The organism is Cupriavidus sp. 01L45 (genome assembly GCF_056399885.1).
This window is the reverse complement of record NZ_JBFTSG010000039.1, coordinates 1-19,520: the sequence shown is the minus strand read 5'-3', so window position 1 is coordinate 19,520 and position 19,520 is coordinate 1. Positions and strand designations below refer to the sequence as shown.

The 19,520-nt window shown below is 67.0% G+C and carries 16 protein-coding genes; 2 read left to right on the top strand and 14 right to left on the bottom strand.

Annotated elements, in window-relative coordinates; translation table 11 throughout:
- Positions 1 to 88 precede the first annotated feature (88 nt).
- The 9 genes from AC1DT6_RS25140 to AC1DT6_RS25100 form a co-directional block, all read right to left on the bottom strand.
- On the bottom strand, positions 89 to 940 hold the full coding sequence (locus tag AC1DT6_RS25140; RefSeq protein ID WP_477114980.1) for a hypothetical protein: 852 nt from the start codon (positions 938 to 940) through the stop codon (positions 89 to 91).
- A 169-nt stretch (positions 941 to 1,109) separates the two neighbouring features.
- On the bottom strand, positions 1,110 to 1,922 hold the full coding sequence (locus tag AC1DT6_RS25135; protein ID WP_441633411.1) for a M55 family metallopeptidase: 813 nt from the start codon (positions 1,920 to 1,922) through the stop codon (positions 1,110 to 1,112).
- 13 nt (positions 1,923 to 1,935) lie between these two features.
- Entirely contained in the window at positions 1,936 to 3,003 is a 1,068-nt protein-coding gene (locus tag AC1DT6_RS25130; protein ID WP_441633409.1) for a DmpA family aminopeptidase, read from the bottom strand.
- Between the two features lie 13 nt (positions 3,004 to 3,016).
- Complete coding sequence (gene gsiD, locus AC1DT6_RS25125; RefSeq protein WP_441633407.1) at positions 3,017 to 3,934, bottom strand: glutathione ABC transporter permease GsiD; 918 nt, start codon at positions 3,932 to 3,934, stop codon at positions 3,017 to 3,019.
- An 11-nt stretch (positions 3,935 to 3,945) separates the two neighbouring features.
- Positions 3,946 to 4,866 carry a glutathione ABC transporter permease GsiC gene (gsiC, locus tag AC1DT6_RS25120; protein WP_441633405.1) on the bottom strand — a complete coding sequence of 307 codons (921 nt, stop codon included), beginning with the start codon at positions 4,864 to 4,866 and terminating at the stop codon, positions 3,946 to 3,948.
- Between the two features lie 159 nt (positions 4,867 to 5,025).
- The gene (gene gsiB, locus AC1DT6_RS25115; RefSeq protein WP_477114979.1) at positions 5,026 to 6,573 is read right to left on the bottom strand and encodes a glutathione ABC transporter substrate-binding protein GsiB; all 1,548 of its coding nucleotides are present in this window, start codon (positions 6,571 to 6,573) and stop codon (positions 5,026 to 5,028) included.
- Positions 6,574 to 6,611: 38 nt separating this feature from the next.
- Positions 6,612 to 8,501, bottom strand: a complete 1,890-nt coding sequence (locus tag AC1DT6_RS25110) for a dipeptide ABC transporter ATP-binding protein (RefSeq protein ID WP_035864929.1) — start codon at positions 8,499 to 8,501, stop codon at positions 6,612 to 6,614.
- A 78-nt stretch (positions 8,502 to 8,579) separates the two neighbouring features.
- Positions 8,580 to 9,533 carry an isoaspartyl peptidase/L-asparaginase family protein gene (locus AC1DT6_RS25105; RefSeq protein ID WP_441633401.1) on the bottom strand — a complete coding sequence of 318 codons (954 nt, stop codon included), beginning with the start codon at positions 9,531 to 9,533 and terminating at the stop codon, positions 8,580 to 8,582.
- Between the two features lie 5 nt (positions 9,534 to 9,538).
- The gene (locus AC1DT6_RS25100; RefSeq protein ID WP_441633443.1) at positions 9,539 to 10,543 is read right to left on the bottom strand and encodes a MurR/RpiR family transcriptional regulator; all 1,005 of its coding nucleotides are present in this window, start codon (positions 10,541 to 10,543) and stop codon (positions 9,539 to 9,541) included.
- Between the two features lie 353 nt (positions 10,544 to 10,896).
- Between AC1DT6_RS25100 and AC1DT6_RS25095 the strand changes: the two genes are divergently transcribed.
- Positions 10,897 to 12,843 (top strand): ATP-binding cassette domain-containing protein, encoded by a 1,947-nt coding sequence (locus AC1DT6_RS25095; protein ID WP_045241512.1) that lies wholly within the window; start codon positions 10,897 to 10,899, stop codon positions 12,841 to 12,843.
- A gap of 72 nt (positions 12,844 to 12,915) precedes the next feature.
- Here the strand turns inward: AC1DT6_RS25095 and AC1DT6_RS25090 are convergent, their stop codons facing one another.
- From AC1DT6_RS25090 to alr, 5 genes are all read right to left on the bottom strand, one after another.
- A complete protein-coding gene (locus AC1DT6_RS25090) occupies positions 12,916 to 13,401 on the bottom strand; it encodes a disulfide bond formation protein B (protein ID WP_441633398.1) in 486 nt (161 codons plus the stop codon).
- A 307-nt stretch (positions 13,402 to 13,708) separates the two neighbouring features.
- Entirely contained in the window at positions 13,709 to 14,320 is a 612-nt protein-coding gene (locus AC1DT6_RS25085) for a GNAT family N-acetyltransferase (protein ID WP_441633396.1), read from the bottom strand.
- A gap of 19 nt (positions 14,321 to 14,339) precedes the next feature.
- Positions 14,340 to 14,915 (bottom strand): hypothetical protein, encoded by a 576-nt coding sequence (locus AC1DT6_RS25080; RefSeq protein WP_441633394.1) that lies wholly within the window; start codon positions 14,913 to 14,915, stop codon positions 14,340 to 14,342.
- A 79-nt stretch (positions 14,916 to 14,994) separates the two neighbouring features.
- Positions 14,995 to 16,356: a DNA repair protein RadA gene (gene radA, locus AC1DT6_RS25075; RefSeq protein WP_035864940.1), complete on the bottom strand. Its 1,362-nt coding sequence runs from the start codon at positions 16,354 to 16,356 to the stop codon at positions 14,995 to 14,997.
- A gap of 151 nt (positions 16,357 to 16,507) precedes the next feature.
- Positions 16,508 to 17,623 carry an alanine racemase gene (gene alr / locus AC1DT6_RS25070; RefSeq protein ID WP_441633390.1) on the bottom strand — a complete coding sequence of 372 codons (1,116 nt, stop codon included), beginning with the start codon at positions 17,621 to 17,623 and terminating at the stop codon, positions 16,508 to 16,510.
- Positions 17,624 to 18,055: 432 nt separating this feature from the next.
- Here alr and lplT point away from each other — a divergent pair, with 432 nt between their 5' ends.
- A complete protein-coding gene (gene lplT, locus AC1DT6_RS25065; RefSeq protein ID WP_477114978.1) occupies positions 18,056 to 19,375 on the top strand; it encodes a lysophospholipid transporter LplT in 1,320 nt (439 codons plus the stop codon).
- Positions 19,376 to 19,520: the final 145 nt, after the last annotated feature.

Below are 19,520 nucleotides of genomic sequence, written 5' to 3'. Positions count from 1 at the left end.
GATTTCGCGCTTGGCGAGGAGTGAGGGTGCCGCTATTAAACGCCAACTTGCCTGCCAATGCCATCCGAAGCCACCCGAAGCCGGCCAGCTAGCCCTTGGCGCCCCTGGCGCCCCTGACACTCTTGACACCCTTGGCATCCTTAATGCCTTTAGCGTCGTCGGGATCCGCCTGCGGGGCCTCGCGAAGCAACAGGGAGCGAAACGCAYGTGGATGCATCTGGATGCCCGCGGCAGCGATCTGTGCGGCGGACAGCACCAAGTGCCGCGCCAGCCAGTCATGGATGCTGCGCAGGAACCTGCGCTGTTCCAGCCGGTTGGATTCCCTGATCACGCGCTCCAGCTTGACGTGGGCGGTGTAGACATCGAGCAGGTTGATGCTCTTGAGCTTGGGTGGAGTGGCCGCGCTGCGCTCGATGGCGAGGATGCGCCTGACCTGGGCATCCGGCAGTTCGCCGCTTTGCAGATAGGCCTGGTAGACCTCTTCCAGCGCCGGAAACCGCACGGTCGGCTGTACGCGGGGGACACCGGCCACCTTCTCCATGCGCAGGACCAGGTAGCGGATGGCGGCCGCGCGACGCAGCGCGGCATCGCCAGCCTTGCCGCCACGTCCGCCGCCGGCAACGGCCCGCGCGCGCACCACGGCGGGGGTAGGCGCCTCGAATTCCTCGTTGTCCGCGGCAGTGGGCTCGGGCACGGGCTGGCCTGCATCCCGCTCCGTGTAGTCGGGAACCAGGTCGAGCAAGCCCGGTTCGGCCAGCACGGCACGCGCGCAGGCTTCGCCGAAGGGGTGCTCGTGGCCCTGCGCGTCACGCAGGATATAGGCCTGCCCGTTGCCGAAGCCGTGATGCCGGCCACGGCCGACATGCTGCCGGCAGCGCGTGCCGGGTTCGACGAAATCCTTGCATACGGGCGTCCAGCTCCCGTCGTTGACTGCGATCATGAATCTGCGTGTGCCTGCGGTTGCCCGCGCTTGCCGGTCCGGGCCGGCGCGCTGCGTGGTGGATGCTACGCGATGCTGCGGGATGCTGCGAACGGCCCGCCACCCGCGGCGCGCCACCCGCTATTGTCCACCATCGCGCCAGCGCCGGCCATGCAGGCTGGCCAATGCCCTACTTCAGCATGAACGACATCGCCGACAGGCAGTTCAGCATGCGCACGGCCGCCTGCACCGAGGCAGCCTCGAACACCAGCGTGACACCGTCCATGCGCTCCAGCGTTGGCCACTGGCAAAACAGGTCGGCGAACGCCGGGCTCTGGGTCTGCAGGCGGCAACGGATCGGGCCTTCGATCTTCAGGGGGCGCCCGTCCGCATTGCGCACCGCCAGTTCGGCGGCCGCCGCGATGGCCTCGCGCGAGGCGGCAGGCGACAGCGTGGTGCCGCTGCCGTTGCCGCCGGCTTCCTTGGTCTGCACATAGCGCACCCACGGCATCAGCGGGCGGGTTTCATCCACGAAGACATCGTCGCCGCTGGCCATCAGCACCGGCACGCCGAATTCGCCCGCCAGCGCGCCGTACAGGCCGGCCTCGCCCAGTTCCTGCCCGTTGAGCCAGATACGGGCGAACGCGCCGCTGTTGATGGTGTGCGCCAGGATGCCGCGGCTCTGCGCGCGGCCGTGGTAGCCGATCATGAAGACGCCGTCGCAGTCCTGCACGCCGGCCATCATGCCCAGGTAGCGCGGCTTGCCCAACACCAGCCGCGCGCGCGGGTCGAGCTGGTCGGGGAGCAGGTTGCGAAAGCCACCGTGCGAATCGTTGACCAGCACATCGCTCGCACCGCCCGCGAAGGCGCCCTGGACGGCGGCATTGGCCTCTGCCGTCATCCAGGCGCGGGCGCGTTCGTACTCGCCGTTGCCGGCACGCGTCTGCTCGGGATGGAAAACCCCGGCTACGCCTTCGATGTCGGTGGAAATCAGGATCTTCATAGCTTGTGGAGATTCAGTTCGTCGGTGCCGCGCGCTGCAGCCATTGCGGCAGCCCGGGCATCAGTTCGCGCAACGCGACACGCTGGTGTCCATCACGGCCATGCACGGTTTCCGCCTGCCACAGCGCATGCAGGATGGCCTGCTCGACGCTGTCGGCGGCGGCATGGAACAGCGCGTCGAGCCCGGTTTCATGCAGCATGGCCAGCGCCGGCATGGGCGTGCCGGCTTGCTGGGGCACGGTGTAGGCGGTGGAAAAAGCGAGCGCGATGTCGCCCGAGCCGTGGCCGAATACCGAGCCGGTACGCGCCAGGCCCGCGCCCGCGCGTAGCGAAAGGCGGCGCAACTGGCGGGCGTCGAGCGGCGCGTCGGTGGCCAGGATCATGATGATCGAGCCCTTCTCCGGCCCGGACTCCGCCGGCGCTTGCGTATGCGCCTGGAGCCGTTCGGCCAGCACGCCGCCAAGGCGCGCGCCGGCCACGGTGAAATTGGGCAAGGTGCCGAAGTTCGCCTGCACCAGCACGCCCACATGGTATTCGCCCACCTGGCGGGACGCGGAGCCGATGCCGCCTTTCAGCCCGAACGACGACATGCCACGCCCTGCCCCGACAGCGCCCTGCGCGAAATCCACGCTGGCCGCGGCGCAAGCCTGCGCATAGTGCGCCTCCTGCACAGCCATGGCCTGTATGTCGTTCAGGTAGCCGTCGTTGCACTCGAACACCAGCGGGTTGACCGTGGGCCAGGCGCGGCCGATCTCCGGGTTGGCCGCGATCGCCTGCCGGATCTGCGCCTGCGACAGCGCGCCCACGGCAAAGGTGTTGCTCAGCGCGATGGGCGTCTCCAGCACGCCGAGCTCTTCCACCTGCACCAGGCCCACGCTCTTGCCGAAGCCATTGAGCACGGTCGCGGCGGCCGGCACCTTGTCGGTAAACAAGTTGCCGCTATGCGGCAGCACCACCGTCACGCCGGTCTGGCAGGCGCCGTCGGCCAGCGTGCATTGGCCCACCGTCACCCCCGGCACGTCGGTGATGCTGTTGCGCGCGCCGGCTGGCAACGCGCCGATATGCGGCATGCATGCGGACATCTGCGTGCGTTCCTTAGCGCCGGTCGATCTTCGGATCCAGCGCGTCGCGCAGCCCGTCGCCCAGCAGGTTGAACGCCAGCACGGTCAGGAAAATGGCAAGGCTGGGGAAGATCGCCACGTGCGGCGCGGTCACCATGTCGGCGCGGGCTTCGTTGAGCATCGCGCCCCACTCCGGCGTGGGCGGCTGCGCGCCGAGCCCGAGGAAAGACAGGCTGGCCGCGGTGATGATCGAGGTGCCGATACGCATCGAGAAATACACCACGATGGACGAGATGGTGCCCGGCAGGATGTGCCGCATCAGGATGGTGAAGTCGGACGCGCCGATGCTGCGCGCGGCTTCCACATAGGTCAGGCGCTTGAGCATCAGCGTATTGCCGCGCACCAGGCGGGCAAAGGCCGGGATGCTGAACACCGCCACCGCGAAGATCACGTTGGTCATGCCGTTGCCGAGGATGGCGACGATGCCGATCGCCAGCAGGATGCCGGGGAAAGCGAACAGGACGTCGGAGATGCGCATCACGATGCGGTCCCACCAACCCTCGTAGTAACCGGCCAGCAAACCCAGCACGGTACCGACGATGGCGCCGATGATGACCGAGAAGAAGCCGGCCGCCAGCGAGATGCGGGCGCCGGCCAGGATGCGGCTGAAAATATCGCGTCCGAGCGAATCGACGCCGAACCAATGCGCGGCGGAGGGGCCGGCATTGAGCGCGTCATAGTCGAAGAAATTCTCCGGGTCGTAAGGCACCAGGTGCGGCGCGAGGACCGCCACCGCCACCAGCAGCAGCACGAACACGCCGGCGCCGAGCGCCAGGTGCTGCTTGCGGAATTTGCGCCAGAACTCGGTCCAGGGCGTACGCACGGCTTCTTGCGTGGCGGCTGCGGCCGGGATGGCGGTGTCGCCGTTGGCGGGCGTGGAAAGCTGGGTCATGCCGGCCTCACTTACTTGTAACGAATGGCGGGGTTGATGACGGTGTACAACACGTCGACCACCAGGTTGATCAGGATGAACTCGAGCGAGAACAGCAGCACCTCGGCCTGGATGACCGGGTAGTCGCGCATCTCGACCGCGTCCACCAGCAGGCGTCCGAGGCCAGGCCAGTTGAACACCTTCTCCACCACGATCGAGCCGCCCAGCAGGAAGCCGAACTGCAGGCCCATCATGGTGACCACCGGAATCATGGCGTTGCGCAGGCAGTGCTTGGCCACCACCAGGAACTCGCCCACGCCCTTGGCCCGCGCGGTGCGCACGAAATCCTCGTTCAGCACTTCGACGAAGGAGGCGCGGGTGAAGCGGGCCATCACGGCGGCCACCGCGGCGCCCAGCGTGATGGACGGCAAGATGTAGTGCTTCCAGGTATCGGCGCCGATCGACGGCAGCCAGCCCAGTTGCACCGAGAACACTTCCATCAGCAGCATGCCGAGCGCGAAGGCGGGAAAGGAAATGCCCGACACCGCCAGCGTCATGCCGAAACGGTCGGGCCAGCGATTGCGCCAGACCGCCGAACTGATCCCGATCACCATGCCGAAGATTACTGCCCACACCATCGAGGCCAGCGTCAGGTACAGCGTCGGCTTGAAGCGGTCGCCGATTTCCTCGCTGACCGGGCGCTTGGTGCGCAGCGAATTGCCGAACTCCCAGCGCAGCGCGTTCGAGAAGAAGTTCACGAACTGCTCGGGCAGCGGCTTGTCCAGGCCGAGATCGCGGCGTACCAGTTCCACCGTGGTCTGGTCAGCCTCGGGGCCGGCCGCGAGCCGGGCGGGATCGCCCGGCAACAGGTGGACGAACAGGAACACCAGCACTGCCACGATCAGCAATGTGGGGATCACGCCCAGGAATCGTTTAAGAAAGTAGTTCAGCATGAAGCACCGGATGATTAGAGACCGCGGGCCGCCCGCCCTGCCCCCGCATCTGTGGGCAGGCGGCCGTGCACGGCTTACTGCGCTGTACCGCCAAGCGATGGCTGAGAGCGTGGCGCCTGCTTGTGGGACGCGCCACGCGTCGTGCCGATACGCTTACTCTTACTGCTTGATATCGATCTCGTCGAAGCTGAACGAACCGTCGGGCATCACGTAGGCGCCGGTCAGGCGCTTGGCGCGCGCGAACAGCACCTTCTCGGTCACCAGGAAGGCCCAGGGCGCATCCTTCCAGATGTGTTCCTGCGCATCCTTGTACAGGCGGGCCTTCTCGCCGCGGTCGGTGGTGCGCAGCGCGCCGGCGATGTCGGCGTCGACCTGGTCGTTCTTGTAGTAGGCGGTGTTCAGCAGCTTGGGCGGCATCGACTCGGAAGCCAGCAGCGGGCGCAGCGCCCAGTCCGACTCGCCGGTCGACGACGACCAACCCACGTAGTACATGCGCACGCCGGCGTCTTCCGGCTTCTGCACGCTCTCCACCTTCTCCACGCGCTGGCCGGCTTCGAGCGCCTGCACCTGCGCCTTGATGCCGACCTGCTGCAACTGCTGCTGCACGAACTGGATCACCTTCTGCGCGGTGGTGTGGTTGTAGGCGGACCACAGCGTGGTCTCGAAGCCGTTCGGGTAGCCGGCTTCCTTCAGCAGCGCGCGCGCCTTGGCCGGGTCATACGGCCACGGGCCCAGCTTCTCGGCATAGTCCACGCCCGCGGGCACCACGCCATCGGACGGCGTGGCGTAGCCGGCAAACGCGACCTTGGCCAGCGCTTCCTTGTTGATGGCGTAATTGATGGCCTGGCGCACCTTCGGGTCGTTGAACGGCTTGACCATGGTGTTCATGGTCAGGTAGCGCTGGATGATCGACGGCGAGGCGATCAGGTCTACCTTGGCGCTGCCCTTGAGCACGGCCGCCTGCTCGAACGGAATGCTGAAGGCGAAGTCCGCTTCGCCGGTCTGCATGATGGCGGCGCGGGTGTTGTTGTCCACCACCGGCTTCCAGGTGATGGTGTCGATCTTGGGATAGCCGGTCTTCCAGAAGCCGGCGAACTTCTTGCCCTTCAGGTGATCGGGCTGCTTCCACTCGACGAACTCGAACGGGCCGGTGCCGACCGGGTGGAAGGCGATGTCCTTGCCGTACTTCTGCAGCGCGGCGGGCGAGATCATCACGGCGGACGGGTGGGCCAGCACGTTGATGAACGGCGAGAACGGCTCCTTCAGCGTGACCTTGACGGTGTTGGCGTCGACCACGTCGGTCTTGGCCACGCGGTTGAACAGCGTGTAGCGCTTGAGCTTGTTGGCCGGGTTGGTGACGCGGTCGAAGTTGGCCTTGACTGCGGCGGCATCGAAGGTGGTGCCGTCGTGGAACTTGACGTTCTTCTTCAGCTTGATGGTGTACGTCAGGCCGTCCTTGCTGGCTTCATAGCTCTCGGCCAGCACGTTGATCAGCTTCATGTCCTTGTCGAAGCCGAACAGGCCCTGGTAGAAGGACTTGGCGGCGGCTTGCGACAGCGTGTCGTTGGCGTCGTACGGGTCGAGCGTGGTGAAGGTGGAATACACCRCCATCACGGCATCCTTGGCGGCAAAGGCGGGACCTGCGCCTAGCGCGGCCAGGGCCAGGCCACCGGCGATCAGCTTCGAAGGGACCAAACGGGACATCATCGATTCTCCTTGGGAAATTCTTCGGTTCATGCTTAGGTTCAATAAGCGCCGCCAATGGCGTGCCGGGCTACAAAATGATGGGAAGCGGCATTGCCGCCAACCGCCACCAGGGGCTGAACCAGCGGCTCGTCGCCGAGCGCGCGGATCGGGCTGGGCATCTCGTCCGAGAGCGGCTCGCGCTTGAGGTGGCGGCGCGCCGGATCGGCGATCGGCACGGCCGACATCAGCTTCCTGGTGTACGGGTGCTGCGGGTTCTCGAAGATCGCGCGGCGCGGGCCGATCTCGACGATCTGGCCCAGGTACATCACCGCCACGCGGTGGCTCACACGCTCCACCACCGCCATGTCGTGCGAGATAAACAGGAAGGCGATGCCCAGTTCGCGCTGCAGGTCGAGCATCAGGTTGACGATCTGCGCCTGGATGGAGACATCGAGCGCGGAGACCGATTCGTCGGCCACCACCACCTTCGGGTTGAGCGCCAGGGCGCGGGCAATGCAGATGCGCTGGCGCTGGCCGCCCGAGAACTCATGCGGATAGCGCGAGGCATGCGCCGCAGGCAGGCCGACCTTCTCCAGCAGCCACGCCACCCGTTGCTCGGCCTCCTTGCCGCTGGCGACCTTGTGCACCAGCAGCGGCTCCATGATGGAGTAGCCCACCGGCACGCGCGGATCGAGCGAGGCGAACGGGTCCTGGAAGATGAACTGGATATTGCGGCGCAGGGTCTGCAGGGCGCCGCCGCGCATCTGGCTGATGTCCTGCCCGTTGAACTCGATGGTGCCGCTCTGGCTGTCGACCAGGCGCAGCAGCGAGCGCCCGGTGGTGGACTTGCCGCAACCGGACTCACCCACCAGCGCCAGCGTCTCGCCGGGGTAGAGGTCGAAGCTCACCCGCTCCACCGCATGCACGCGGCGCGCCACGCGGCCCAGCAGGCCGCCCGGCACGTCGAAGCGGGTCACCAGGTCGCGCACGCGCAGGATGGGCGAGGCGTGCGCCGGCACCGTGTCCTGCGGCACCGGCGCCACCGGCTCGCCCTCTTCCAGTTGCACCAGCGGGAACTTGGCCGGCCAGTCGGTGCCACGCATGGCGCCCAGCTTGGGCACGGCGGACAGCAGGGCGCGGGTGTACGGATGCGCCGGCTTGCCGAACACCTGTTCGGACGTGCCCTCCTCCACCTTCTCACCGCGGAACATCACCAGCACGCGGTCGGCCACTTCCGCCACCACGCCCATGTCGTGGGTGATGAAGACCACGGCCATGTCCATCTCGGCCTGCAGGTTGCGGATCAATTGCAGGATCTCGGCCTGGATGGTTACGTCGAGCGCCGTGGTGGGCTCGTCGGCAATCAGCAGCGCCGGCTTGCACGACAGCGCCATGGCGATCATCACGCGCTGGCGCATGCCGCCGGAGAGCTGGTGCGGGAAGCGGTCCAGCACGCGGCGCGCTTCGGGAATGCGCACGATCTCCAGCATGCGCAGCGCTTCGGCGCGCGCCTCGGCGCGGCTCTTGCCCTGGTGCAGGCGGATCGATTCGGCAATCTGCTCGCCGACCGGGAACACCGGGTTGAGCGAGGTCATCGGCTCCTGGAAGATCATCGCCACGTCGCTGCCGCGCACGCCGCGCATGGTGGCGCCGTCGGCCGTGGCGAGATCGAGCACCGCGCCATTGCGGCGGCGCAGCGCCATGCTGCCGCTGGCGATCTTGCCGCCGCCGTGTTCCACCAGGCGCATCAGCGCGAGGGAGGTCACCGACTTGCCCGAGCCCGATTCGCCCACCACGGCCAGCGTTTCGCCGCGATCGACGTGGAAGGACAGGTTGCGCACCGCGTCCACCGTGCGCTCCGAGGTGGAGAAACGCACGCTGAGATCGTTGACGGAAACCACCCGTTGCGGTGGCAGGACGATGGTCGACTTGGAAGAGGATGCAGCCACTGGGCCCCCTTAGTGCCTAGGTTGATGCTTTGCTTGATGCTTTGCCTGGTGCGGTGCGGATGCCGTGCCCTGGCACGCTCACCCGTAGATCCACACGTTGGCCGCTTCGCCCACCCGGGCGAAACCGCGGTACATGCCTTCGGTATTGAAGGGCAGCGTGACGTTGCCTTCGCGGTCCACCGCGATCAGGCCGCCGCGGCCATGGATGGCGGGCAGCTTGTCCATCACCACCCGGCGCGCGGCTTCCTCCAGCGGCAGGCCGGCGTAGCGCATCTGCGCCGCCACGTCGTAGGCGGCCACCGTGCGGATGAACATTTCGCCGGTACCGGTGGTGGAAACCGCGGCCACGTCGTCAGCAAAGCAGCCGGCGCCGACGATGGGCGTATCGCCCACCCGGCCCACCTGCTTGTTGGTAACGCCCCCGGTTGAGGTCGCCGCGGCAAGGCGCCCTTGCGCGTCGAACGCAACGGCGCCTACCGTGCCGAACTTGTTGTCCGGGTCGATCGGCTCGGCGGCCAGCGTGGCGGCATCGTGGTCCAGCAGGGTCATGCCGCTGGCTGCGCGGGCGCGTTCCCACTGATCGGTGCGCGCCTGCGTGAAGTAGTAGCCGGGCGTGACAAGCTCCAGGCCCTGCGCTTGCGCAAATGACTCTGCGCCCTCGCCGGCGAACAGCACATGCTCGCTCTTTTCCATGACCGCGCGCGCGGCCAGCACCGGATTGCGCAGCCGCTTGACACAGGCCACGGCGCCGGCGCCCAGCGTGGCGCCGTCCATGATGGCGGCGTCCAGCTCATAGGTACCGGCGTGGGTCAGCACGGCGCCCTTGCCCGCATTGAACAGCGGGCAATCCTCAAGCAGGCGCACGGCCTCGGTCACGGCGTCGAGCGCGCTGCCGCCATCGGCCAGCACACGCTGGCCGGCTTCAAGCACGGCGCTGAGCGCGGCGGTGTATTCGGCCTCCTTGGCGGGGTTCATGGCGGCACGGGTGATGGTGCCGGCGCCGCCGTGGATGGCGATGACTGGGGTGTTCATTGGATTCACGATGCGTTCGGGGTAGTGTTCTTGCGGCGTGCCGGGGCACGCCTGGCGCGGCCTTCGGCAGCCTCGTCCTGGCGCGGCTCGCGCGCGTCGCGCCCTTGTCCGGGCGGGGCGCCGTGCAGCCACGGCAGCAGGAACTCGGTCATCTCGGCGGCCGCCTTCACGGCGTGCGCGGCGCGGTAGGCCACGGCGCCGCACAGCGCTTCGATGTAGGCAAGCACCGCGGCGTCCGAGTTGGCGGAAAGCTGGCGGCCGGTATGCGCATACAGCGCGATATCGGCGAGCGACGCCAGCGGCGAGGTGGGCGCGTCGGTCAGCGCCAGGATGCGCGCGCCACGCGAGCGGGCGCGCCGGGCAATGGTCACGGTGTCGTACACGTAGCGCGGGAAACCGATCACGATCAGCAGGTCGCTGCGCTGCAGCTTGAACAACTGGCGCGCGGCGGTGGACGCGCCACCGGCACCGGATACCGAAATCACCGTGCGGCAGGACATGTCCAGCCCATGTTGCAACAACCCGGCGAGAAAGCCGCTGGCGCCGAAGCCCACCACGAAGATGCGCTCGGCAGCCAGGATGGCCTCCACCGCGCGTTCGCAGGTCTCGGCGTCAAGCGCGCGGCGCGAGGCTTCCAGGTTGCGCACGTCCTCTTCCAGCGAGGCGGCGAACACTTCGGCCACCGTGGCCGGACGCGCCAGTTCGGTGCGTAGTTTCTCAACGGGTGCAAGAGTGGCTTCGAAACCGCGCACCAGTTCGGCGCGAAATTGCGGAAAGCCCTCGAATCCCAGCGCACGCGCGAAGCGATTGGCGGTGGCCACGGACACCTCCACGGCATCGGCGAATTCGTCGATACGCATGGTGGCGGCACGGAACGGGTTGCCCAGCACGTACTCCGCCATGCGCTGGTGCGCCGGCGTCAGCGTGGGCAGGGCGCGGGCAATACGCTCCGTGATTGAAGCGTTGCCATTGCCACCGTTACCGCCATTGCCACCGTCAGGGGCAGTCATGCCGGGAGAGCCTTGGGTACCGTTGGACATGGCGCGCGCCTTTGGTTGGTTGGAGATGCGCGCGCCGGAAACCAGGCCTTCATCCGGTGCGCATCGATGTAAATAAATTTACACGCAAAGCGCGTGCCATGAAAATAGAGTTTTACCAGCCCAAGGGTTTTCACCTATGACCGCTATCGGCCGGCCTGGCACCGTGCGGCGCGCAATCCACATTGATGAAGGGCTGGCGCAGCGCGTTGCGCGTTCCGGAGGTATCGGCATACGAAGCGGCTACAATGCCGGGTTGCCCCGTGCCATGCCGGGGCCGGATTGACCGAACGCCCAGACCCGCCCTTCTCCAGCCTCTCCCTCCCGTGATCCGAATCGACCAGCTAGTCCTCCAGCGCGGCACCAAGGTGCTGTTCGACCACACCAGCGTGACGCTGAACCCCGGCGAGCGCGTCGGCCTTGTCGGCGCCAACGGCAGCGGCAAGTCGACCTTGTTCGCCATGCTGCGCGGCGAGTTGCAGGCGGACGGCGGCGACGTGGCGATCCCGCCGCAGTGGCGCACCGCCCATGTGGCGCAGGAAACCCCGGCCGTGATGCGCAGCGCGGTGGAATACGTCATCGACGGCGACACCCAGCTGCGCGATATCGAAGCGCGCATCGCCGCGGCCCAGGCCAGCGGCGACGGCACCGCGGAGGGCGACGCCCACGCGGCGTTTGCCGACGCCGATGGCTACACCGCGCCGGCGCGCGCCGAAGCGCTGCTGCTGGGCCTGGGCTTCACGCTGCCGCAGGTGTCGCAGCCGGTGGCCTCCTTCTCGGGCGGCTGGCGCATGCGGCTGAACCTGGCGCAGGCGCTGATGTGCCCGTCCGACCTGCTGCTGCTAGACGAACCCACCAATCACCTGGATCTGGATGCCATCGTCTGGCTGGAAGACTGGCTGGCGCGCTATCCCGGCACGCTGGTGATGATTTCCCACGATCGCGAGTTCCTCGATGCGATCTGCAACGTCACGGTGCATATCGAGAACCAGCAGCTGCGCCGCTACGGCGGCAACTACAGCCAGTTCGAGACGCTGCGCCTGCAGCAGATGGCCTTGCAACAGTCCGCCTACTCGCGCCAGCAAAAGGAAATCGCCCACCTCGAGTCCTTCATCACCCGCTTCAAGGCCAAGGCCAGCAAGGCGCGCCAGGCACAGAGCCGGGTCAAGGCGCTGGAGAAGATGGAGCGGCTGGCGCCGGTGCATATCGCCGCGGGCTTTGCCTTCGAGTTCCGCGAGCCGGATTCGGCGCCCAACCCGATGATGGTGCTGGAAGGCGTGGACTGCGGCTACCCCGCCCCCGCGCCGGACGCGCCGCCCGTGACCATCCTGCATAACCTCACGCTATCGATCCAGACCGGCCAGCGCATCGGCCTGCTGGGCGCCAACGGCCAGGGCAAGTCGACGCTGGTGAAGACGCTGGCCGGCTCGCAGGAAGCGCTGGCCGGCACGCTGCGCCTGGGCAAGGGGCTGCAGATCGGCTATTTCGCCCAGCACCAGCTGGAAACGCTGCGCGACCAGGACTCGCCGCTGCAGCACCTGGCGCGGCTCGCGCCGGACACGCGCGAGCAGGAGCTGCGCGACTTCCTCGGCAGCTTCAATTTCCGCGGCGACATGGCCACCGCATCGATCGAGCCGTTCTCCGGAGGCGAGAAGGCACGCCTGGCGCTGTCGCTGATCGTCTGGCAGAAGCCCAACCTGCTGCTGCTCGACGAACCGACCAACCACCTGGACCTCGACACCCGCGAAGCACTCACCATGGCGCTGGCGCAGTTCGAGGGCACGCTGATCGTGGTCTCGCACGACCGGCACCTGCTGCGCGCCACCACCGACCAGTTCATCCTGGTAGCGGACGGCACCATCAAACCCTTCGACGGCGACCTGGACGACTATCGCGACTGGCTGCTGCAGCAAGCCGCCGCCAAGCGCAACGCGGCCAGCGCCTCGCACGCGCCGGCGGACGGCGATGCCTCGGCCACATCGAACGCCAACCGCCGCGACCAGCGCCGCGCCGAAGCGGACGAGCGCCAGCGCCTGACGCAGTTGCGCAAGCCGCTGACCAAGGAACTGGAAAAGGTGGAGAAGCGCATGGCCGTGCTGCAACAGGCCAAGACCGAGATCGACGCCTTCATGGCCGACGAGACCAGTTATGCGGAAGCCAACAAGGCCAGGCTGATGGAGATGCTCAAGCGCCAGGGCGAAGTCGGCGGCGAGCTGGACACGCTGGAGGAGCGCTGGCTCGAACTGCAGGAGCAGATCGAACAGATCGTGTAAGCCTGCGAGGGATGCCGGGGGCGCCAGCCCCCGGGAAGCGCGCGCCGGCAGCAGCCGGCCGCGCCAGGCAGATCAGCGGAAGTTTTTCTCGCGCCGGATCATGCCCACCGCCAGCGTGGCGGTCAGGATAAACAGCCAGATCAGCGACCACGCCGGGATCGACAGGCCGAAGATCGGGGGCAGCGGCGTGGTGCACATGCCATCCGAGAAGAACACCTGCGGCAGGACCTTGGCCGTGGGCAACCGGTTGACCCAGTTCTCCAGCGGATCGATGCCGCAGCTGGCCTTGGGATTCAGCAACAGCGACACGTGATAGCCCGCCACCGCGATGCCAGCCACACCGGACAGCATGCCCAACCCTTGCCACAGGCTGCGCGTGTTCTGCGCGATGGCGGCCAGCAGCGAGAACAGGCCGATTGCCACGAAGGCAAAACGCTGCATCACGCACAGCGGGCACGGCTGGTACCCCTCGACATGCTGCAGGTAGAGGGCATAGCCGACCAGCCCGAAGGAAATCGCGGCGATCAGCAGAAAGAAACTACGGGAATTGGCTTGCATGGCTCACTAGCAAAAAAATGGCCGGGCGGCACCCGTCGAAGCGCTAGACAGGCACCGCGAGGCCCTCCATCGGTGCGCCGGACGGCGTTGCCGTCCGCGCAATACGAGGCACATTATTACCGATTTTGCGAAAGACGCCCCCACAATCCCGCGCGACGGGCCCGACGCCGCTTGCGGCGGATTGACGCAGGCCACGCGGCGCGCAGGGCCACGCTCAGGCGCCCGCAAAACAGGCTGGCGCATGGCTCGCGCAAGGCGGGTGGAAACCGCCACAGTAAGCGGCCAGCCTCCCGCGAGCGCGCCGCCGTCAGGGTGCGCGGACGTTGCCGGACAGCGATTGCCAGCGCTGCGCTGACATGCGGTACAGCCAGTGCAACAGCAGCGGGCTGTCTTGCGCGAGCGCAGGGTGCTCGAAGGTGCCGTCCGCCACCATGCCCAGCCGCTCCATCACGGCGCGGGAACGCACATTGGGCAGCGCGGTGAACGAGACGATCTCCGCCAGCGCCAGCCGCCCGAAGCCAAATTGCAGCGCTGCCCGCGCCGCCTCCGCGGCATAGCCCTGCCCCCAGTGCGCCCGCGCCAGGCGCCAGCCGATTTCCACGCAGGGGGAGAACGGCAGCGTCGCGGCAGGCTCATGCAGGCCGACGAAGCCGATAAAGGCACCATCCTCCTTGCGCTCGACCGCCCAGAAGCCCCAGCCGCGCGCCGCGATCAGCGACTGGCAACGCAACGCCGTGGCGTCGCTGGCGGCGCGGTCCAGCGGCGCCGGAAAGCACGCCATCACCACCGGATCGGCATTGAGCGCGGCAAAGGGCGCGAAATCCGCCTCGCGCCACTGGCGCAAGCGCAGGCGGGCAGTGTCCAGGACGACCGGCTCATTACCGGCCGCGCCTGACAGGGAAGTCTGTCGATCGGGCATGTTGACGATATCTCCCGGCTTAGCGCGCGGCCGCGCCCTGCCCGGCCTGGCTGCGCTCGTAGGCTTTCAGCGCCTGCGCGTCCTGATGGCTGACGAGCTCGCAAATCAACAGTGTCTTGCCCGGCAGCGCGGCGCTTTCGCGCGCCACGATGGAAACGGTGCCGAGACTGGGCAGGGGCTGCTGAGCGGCCGGCAGAGCGCGGGCAAAACCCTTGGTGGCGGTGCCCAGCAAGGTCGAAGTCTCTTGCTTGAGCTGGTAGCGCGCGGCCAGCGCTTCGGCCTGCTGGCCCTGCACCAGCACACCCACCGACGTACCGGCGAATATCACTTCATCGCTAGCGAAGCCGTCCTGCGCGATGGGCAGCGGCAGCTTGTAGATGGCCGCGCCCAGCCTGGACAGATCCGGCTTGGCGAGCTTCTCGGCGGCCTCGTAGAGCGCGGTGGCGGCCTTGGTCGTGTAGGCCGGCTTGCACAGCGCCGCGTCGAAGAACGGCCTGGCGCCATCGGCTGCGGCTGCAGCCGCGTGCAGCAATGCTGCGCCGCAGCCGATCGCGGCGATCATGCCGTGGCGGCGATGGACGTTGAAAATGCGCATGGATGAACTCCGATTGAAAAAGTGCTTCGGAATATACCCAAAATTGCCACTGGAGGGGGTCGGGAAAGGGCTGGCGCCCTCACTCCAGGTGCCGGACCCGGTCGATTGCCTGTTCCAGCCGCTCCACCGCCATCACCTCCAGCCCGTCGATCTTCTGCTTGGGCGCATTGGCCTTGGGAATCACCGCCATCGAGAAGCCAAGCTTGGCCGCTTCGCGCAAGCGTTCCTGCCCGCGCGGGCTGGGACGGATCTCGCCGGCCAGGCCGACTTCGCCGAAGACCACCAGCCCGCGCGGCAGCGGCTTGTTGCGCATGGAGGAATGGATAGCCAGCAGCACCGCCAGGTCGGCCGCCGGCTCGGAGATCTTGACCCCGCCCACGGCGTTGAGAAACACGTCCTGGTCGAAGCAGGCAATGCCGGCATGGCGGTGCAACACCGCCAGCAGCATGGCCAGCCGGTTCTGCTCCAGCCCCACGGCCAGGCGCCGGGGATTCGGCACGTGCGCGGTATCCACCAGCGCCTGTACCTCCACCAGCAGCGGCCGCGTGCCCTCCTGCGTCACCAGCACGCAGGAGCCGGGCACCACCTGCTCGTGCTGCGACAGGAACAGCGCGGAGGGATTGCTGACGCCGCGCAGGCCACGCTCGGTCATGGCGAACACGCCCAGCTCGTTGACCGCGCCGAAGCGGTTCTTGAAGGCGCGGATCAGGCGGTGCGAGGAATGCGTGTCGCCCTCGAAATACAAAACGGTATCGACGATATGCTCCAGCACGCGCGGGCCGGCCAGGCTGCCGTCCTTGGTCACGTGCCCGACCAGGATGATGGTGGTACCCGTGCTCTTGGCGATGCGGGTGAGCTGGGCCGCGCACTCGCGCACCTGGGCCACCGAGCCGGGCGCCGAGGTCAGCGCCTCCGAGAACAAGGTCTGGATCGAATCGATCACCGCCACCTCGGGCTTCTCCGCCTCCAGCGTGGCCTGGATCTTTTCCAGCTGGATCTCAGCCAGCAGCGCCAGGTGCGGACTGTCAACGCCGAGGCGCTGCGCGCGCAACGCAATCTGCGCGCCGGACTCCTCGCCGCTGACGTACAGCACGCGCCGCTCAGCGGCCAGGTTGGCCAGCGCCTGCAACAGCAGGGTGGACTTGCCGATGCCGGGATCGCCGCCGATCAGCACCACGCCGCCGGAAACCAGGCCGCCGCCCAGCACGCGGTCGAACTCATCGATGCCGCTGGAGAAACGCGGCACGTCGGCGGCGTCGATTTCCGACAGGCGCTGCACCATCGCGGAAGCCGCCAGCGGCTGGAAGCGCTTGGCCGAGCCGGTTTCCGCCACGGTCTCCACCAGGGTGTTCCATTGCTGGCACTGCGGGCACTGGCCTTGCCAGCGTGGCGAGGTGCCGCCGCATTCGGTGCAGGTGTAGACGTTCTTGGGCTTGGCCAACTGGAGTCCTCGGGAATGGGGGGATGTGGCGGGTACACGCACGTGGGTGAGCCGCGCCTTCAATGCGGAGCACATGCGCGGCCCGGAGCCGCCCCGGCCTGCCCGCGAACGGACCGGCCGGGCTGGATGTGGCAGCGCTCCGCGCGGCCGCTCAGGCCAGTGCAGGCTGCTCGGGCGCGGTCAGCGTCGCCACAGTCACCGGCACGCGGAGCGACAGCGCGCACATCAGCTCGTAGCCCACGGTACCGCTGGCGGCGGCGACGTCGTCGATCGGCAAGCCCTGGCCCCACAGGGTCACGGGACTGCCCACCTTGGCCTTGGGGCAAGGGGTCAGGTCGACGCAGATCATATCCATGGAGACCCGGCCCACCAGACGGGTGCGCACGCCGTCGACCAGCACCGGCGCCGGGTTGTCGCCCCAGCCCGCCGCATGCCGAGGATAGCCGTCGGCATAGCCGCAGGCCACCACGCCGATGCGCATCGGCCGCTCGGCCTTGAACAGCGAACCGTAGCCAACGGTATCGCCCGGCTGGAGGTCCTGTATCGAGATCAGCTCGCTGTGCAGCGACATGGCCGGCTGCAGGCCGAAGCTGGACACATCGGCCGCCTGGCCCGAGGGCGATGCGCCGTACAGCACCACCCCTGGCCGGACCCAGGCGCGGTGGGCCTGCGGATGCCACAGCGTGGCGGCGGAGTTGGACAAGCTGGCCTCGCCCGGCAGGTTCGCGGTGGTGGCGTCGAACACTTCCATCTGGTGCGCGATGCCGCGCGCGCTGTCGGCGTCCGAGAAATGGGTCATATGCACGATACTGCCCACGCATGAGAGGGTTCGCGCACGCTCCCAGGCGGTCCGGTATTGCTCCGGGCGGAAGCCCAGGCGGTTCATGCCGGTATTGAGCTTGAGCTGGATCGCCAGCGGACCCTTGGGCCGCGCCACTTCCAGCATGCGGAGTTGTTCGTCGCAGTGCACCACGGTGGTGAGGCGGTACTGCTCCAGCAGGGCCACATCCTGCGGCTGGAAGAAGCCCTCCAGCAGCAGGATCGGGCCCTGCCAGCCCAGCTCGCGCAACAGCACGGCTTCGTTCAGGTCGAGCAGGCCGAAACCGTCGGCGGCGCGCAGGCCGGCGAAAGCACGGCGGATGCCGTGGCCATAGGCGTTGGCCTTGATCACGGCCCAGACCCGCGACTGGGGTGCGCAACGGCGCACAACGTCCAGGTTGTTGGCCAGGGCCGGTTGGTGAATGACGGCGTGAATGGGTCTTGGCATGAGATCGCTTCTAGAGGCTTGCGGCGCGGTGGCGCGGCAGGGATCCTGGCTGTCTGGCCTGAATGCCCCCGCCCGATGGTTGCACCATATCCGGGAAGACCCGGTACGCGCGGCACGTTGCACAGACGTTATTTGAACACATTAGAGCAAACATTTAGGGAATCGCGGCGCGCTTGCGTTGTCCAACCGGCGGCCCGTGGATGCTCGGAATCGCCTTATTTTCGTGTTATAAAGCCGGACGTTCCGGCCATGTTTTAAAAGTGATGCAATATGTCAAACACGGTCAGGCAAACTGCGCGGCACTCCCGGGGTTGGCACGAGCATCACTTTGACAACGACGCGGGCCCAGGTTCCCTACAGGCAACAACGGCGCCGAGCGGCGCGCTGGTGCCAGTCACGTACGGTAATAGCGATGGAGATAGAGTCSAAAGTATGAAGAAGGGTTTYTATACCATCATGGCGGCGCAGTTCTTCTCATCGCTGGCCGACAATGCGCTGCTCATCGCCGCCATCGCCCTTCTCACCGAACTGCATTCCCCGCAGTGGATGACCCCGCTGCTCAAGTTGTTCTTCGTGCTCTCCTACGTCGTGCTGGCCGCCTTCGTGGGCGCCTTCGCGGACTCCATGCCCAAGGGCAAGGTSATGYTSATCACSAACRCCATCAAGATCGKYGGYTGCGCCATCATGATGTTCGGGCTGCACCCGCTGCTGGCCTATGGCATCGTCGGATTCGGCGCGGCGGCCTACTCGCCCGCCAAGTACGGCATCCTCACCGAACTGCTCCCCCCCGAAAAGCTGGTGGCCGCCAATGGCTGGATCGAAGGCCTGACCGTGGGCTCGATCATCCTCGGCACCGTGGTGGGTGGCGCGCTGATCTCGGTGCACATCTCGCAACTTCTGCTGGGCATCGACGTACCCGGCGTCAATACCGGCATCAATACGCCGGCCGAGGCTGCGATGGTGGTGATCATGCTGTTCTACGTGATCGCAGCCATCTTCAACCTGTTCATTCCCGAGACCGGCGCGCGTTACCCGCAGCAGGAAAAGAACCCGATCAAGCTGATTGCCGAATTCGCCRACTGCTTTACCGCGCTGTGGCGCGACAAGCTGGGCCAGATCTCGCTGGCCGTGACCACGCTGTTCTGGGGCGCCGGCGCCACGCTGCAGTTCATCGTGTTGAAATGGGCAGAGAAGTCGCTCAGCCTGAACCTCTCGCAAGGCGCGCTGCTGCAGGCCGTGGTGGCAGTGGGCGTCGCGGTCGGCGCGATCATGGCGGCCATGCGCATTCCCCTGCGCAAGTCGCTGTCGGTGCTGCCCTTCGGCGTGGCGATGGGCGTGGTGGTGATGCTGATGGCCTTCTACACCAAGAACAGCATGCCCGACATTACGTTCCAGTTCTTCGGCATGCACATGCCGTTGTACATGGCCATCGCCTACGTGTTCCTGATGCTGGTGGGCGGCATGTCCGGCTACTTCGTGGTGCCGATGAACGCGCTGCTGCAGCACCGCGGGCACGTGCTGCTATCGGCCGGGCACTCGATTGCCGTGCAGAACTTCAACGAGAACGTTTCCGTGCTGCTGATGCTGTGCCTGTACGCATTGCTGATCAAGCTCAATGTGCCCATCGGCATCGTCATCGTCGCGTTCGGCATTTTTGTCTGCGTGACCATGCTGCTGGTGATGCGCCAGCACCGCTACAACGTGCGGACCTTCAATTCGCTGGCCATGATCGGCGAAGACAAGCACCACTAGTGTCCCGCGTCAGAAGTTCCTTGCATTATTGACGCCACGTTGTAGTCTGCGTTGAAGGCACGCAAACGGCGAGGCGGTGATGAGAGGAAGACCAAAGGCGGAACTCGTGTTGAATGAGGTCGAACGTGAGCAACTCAAAGCGCTG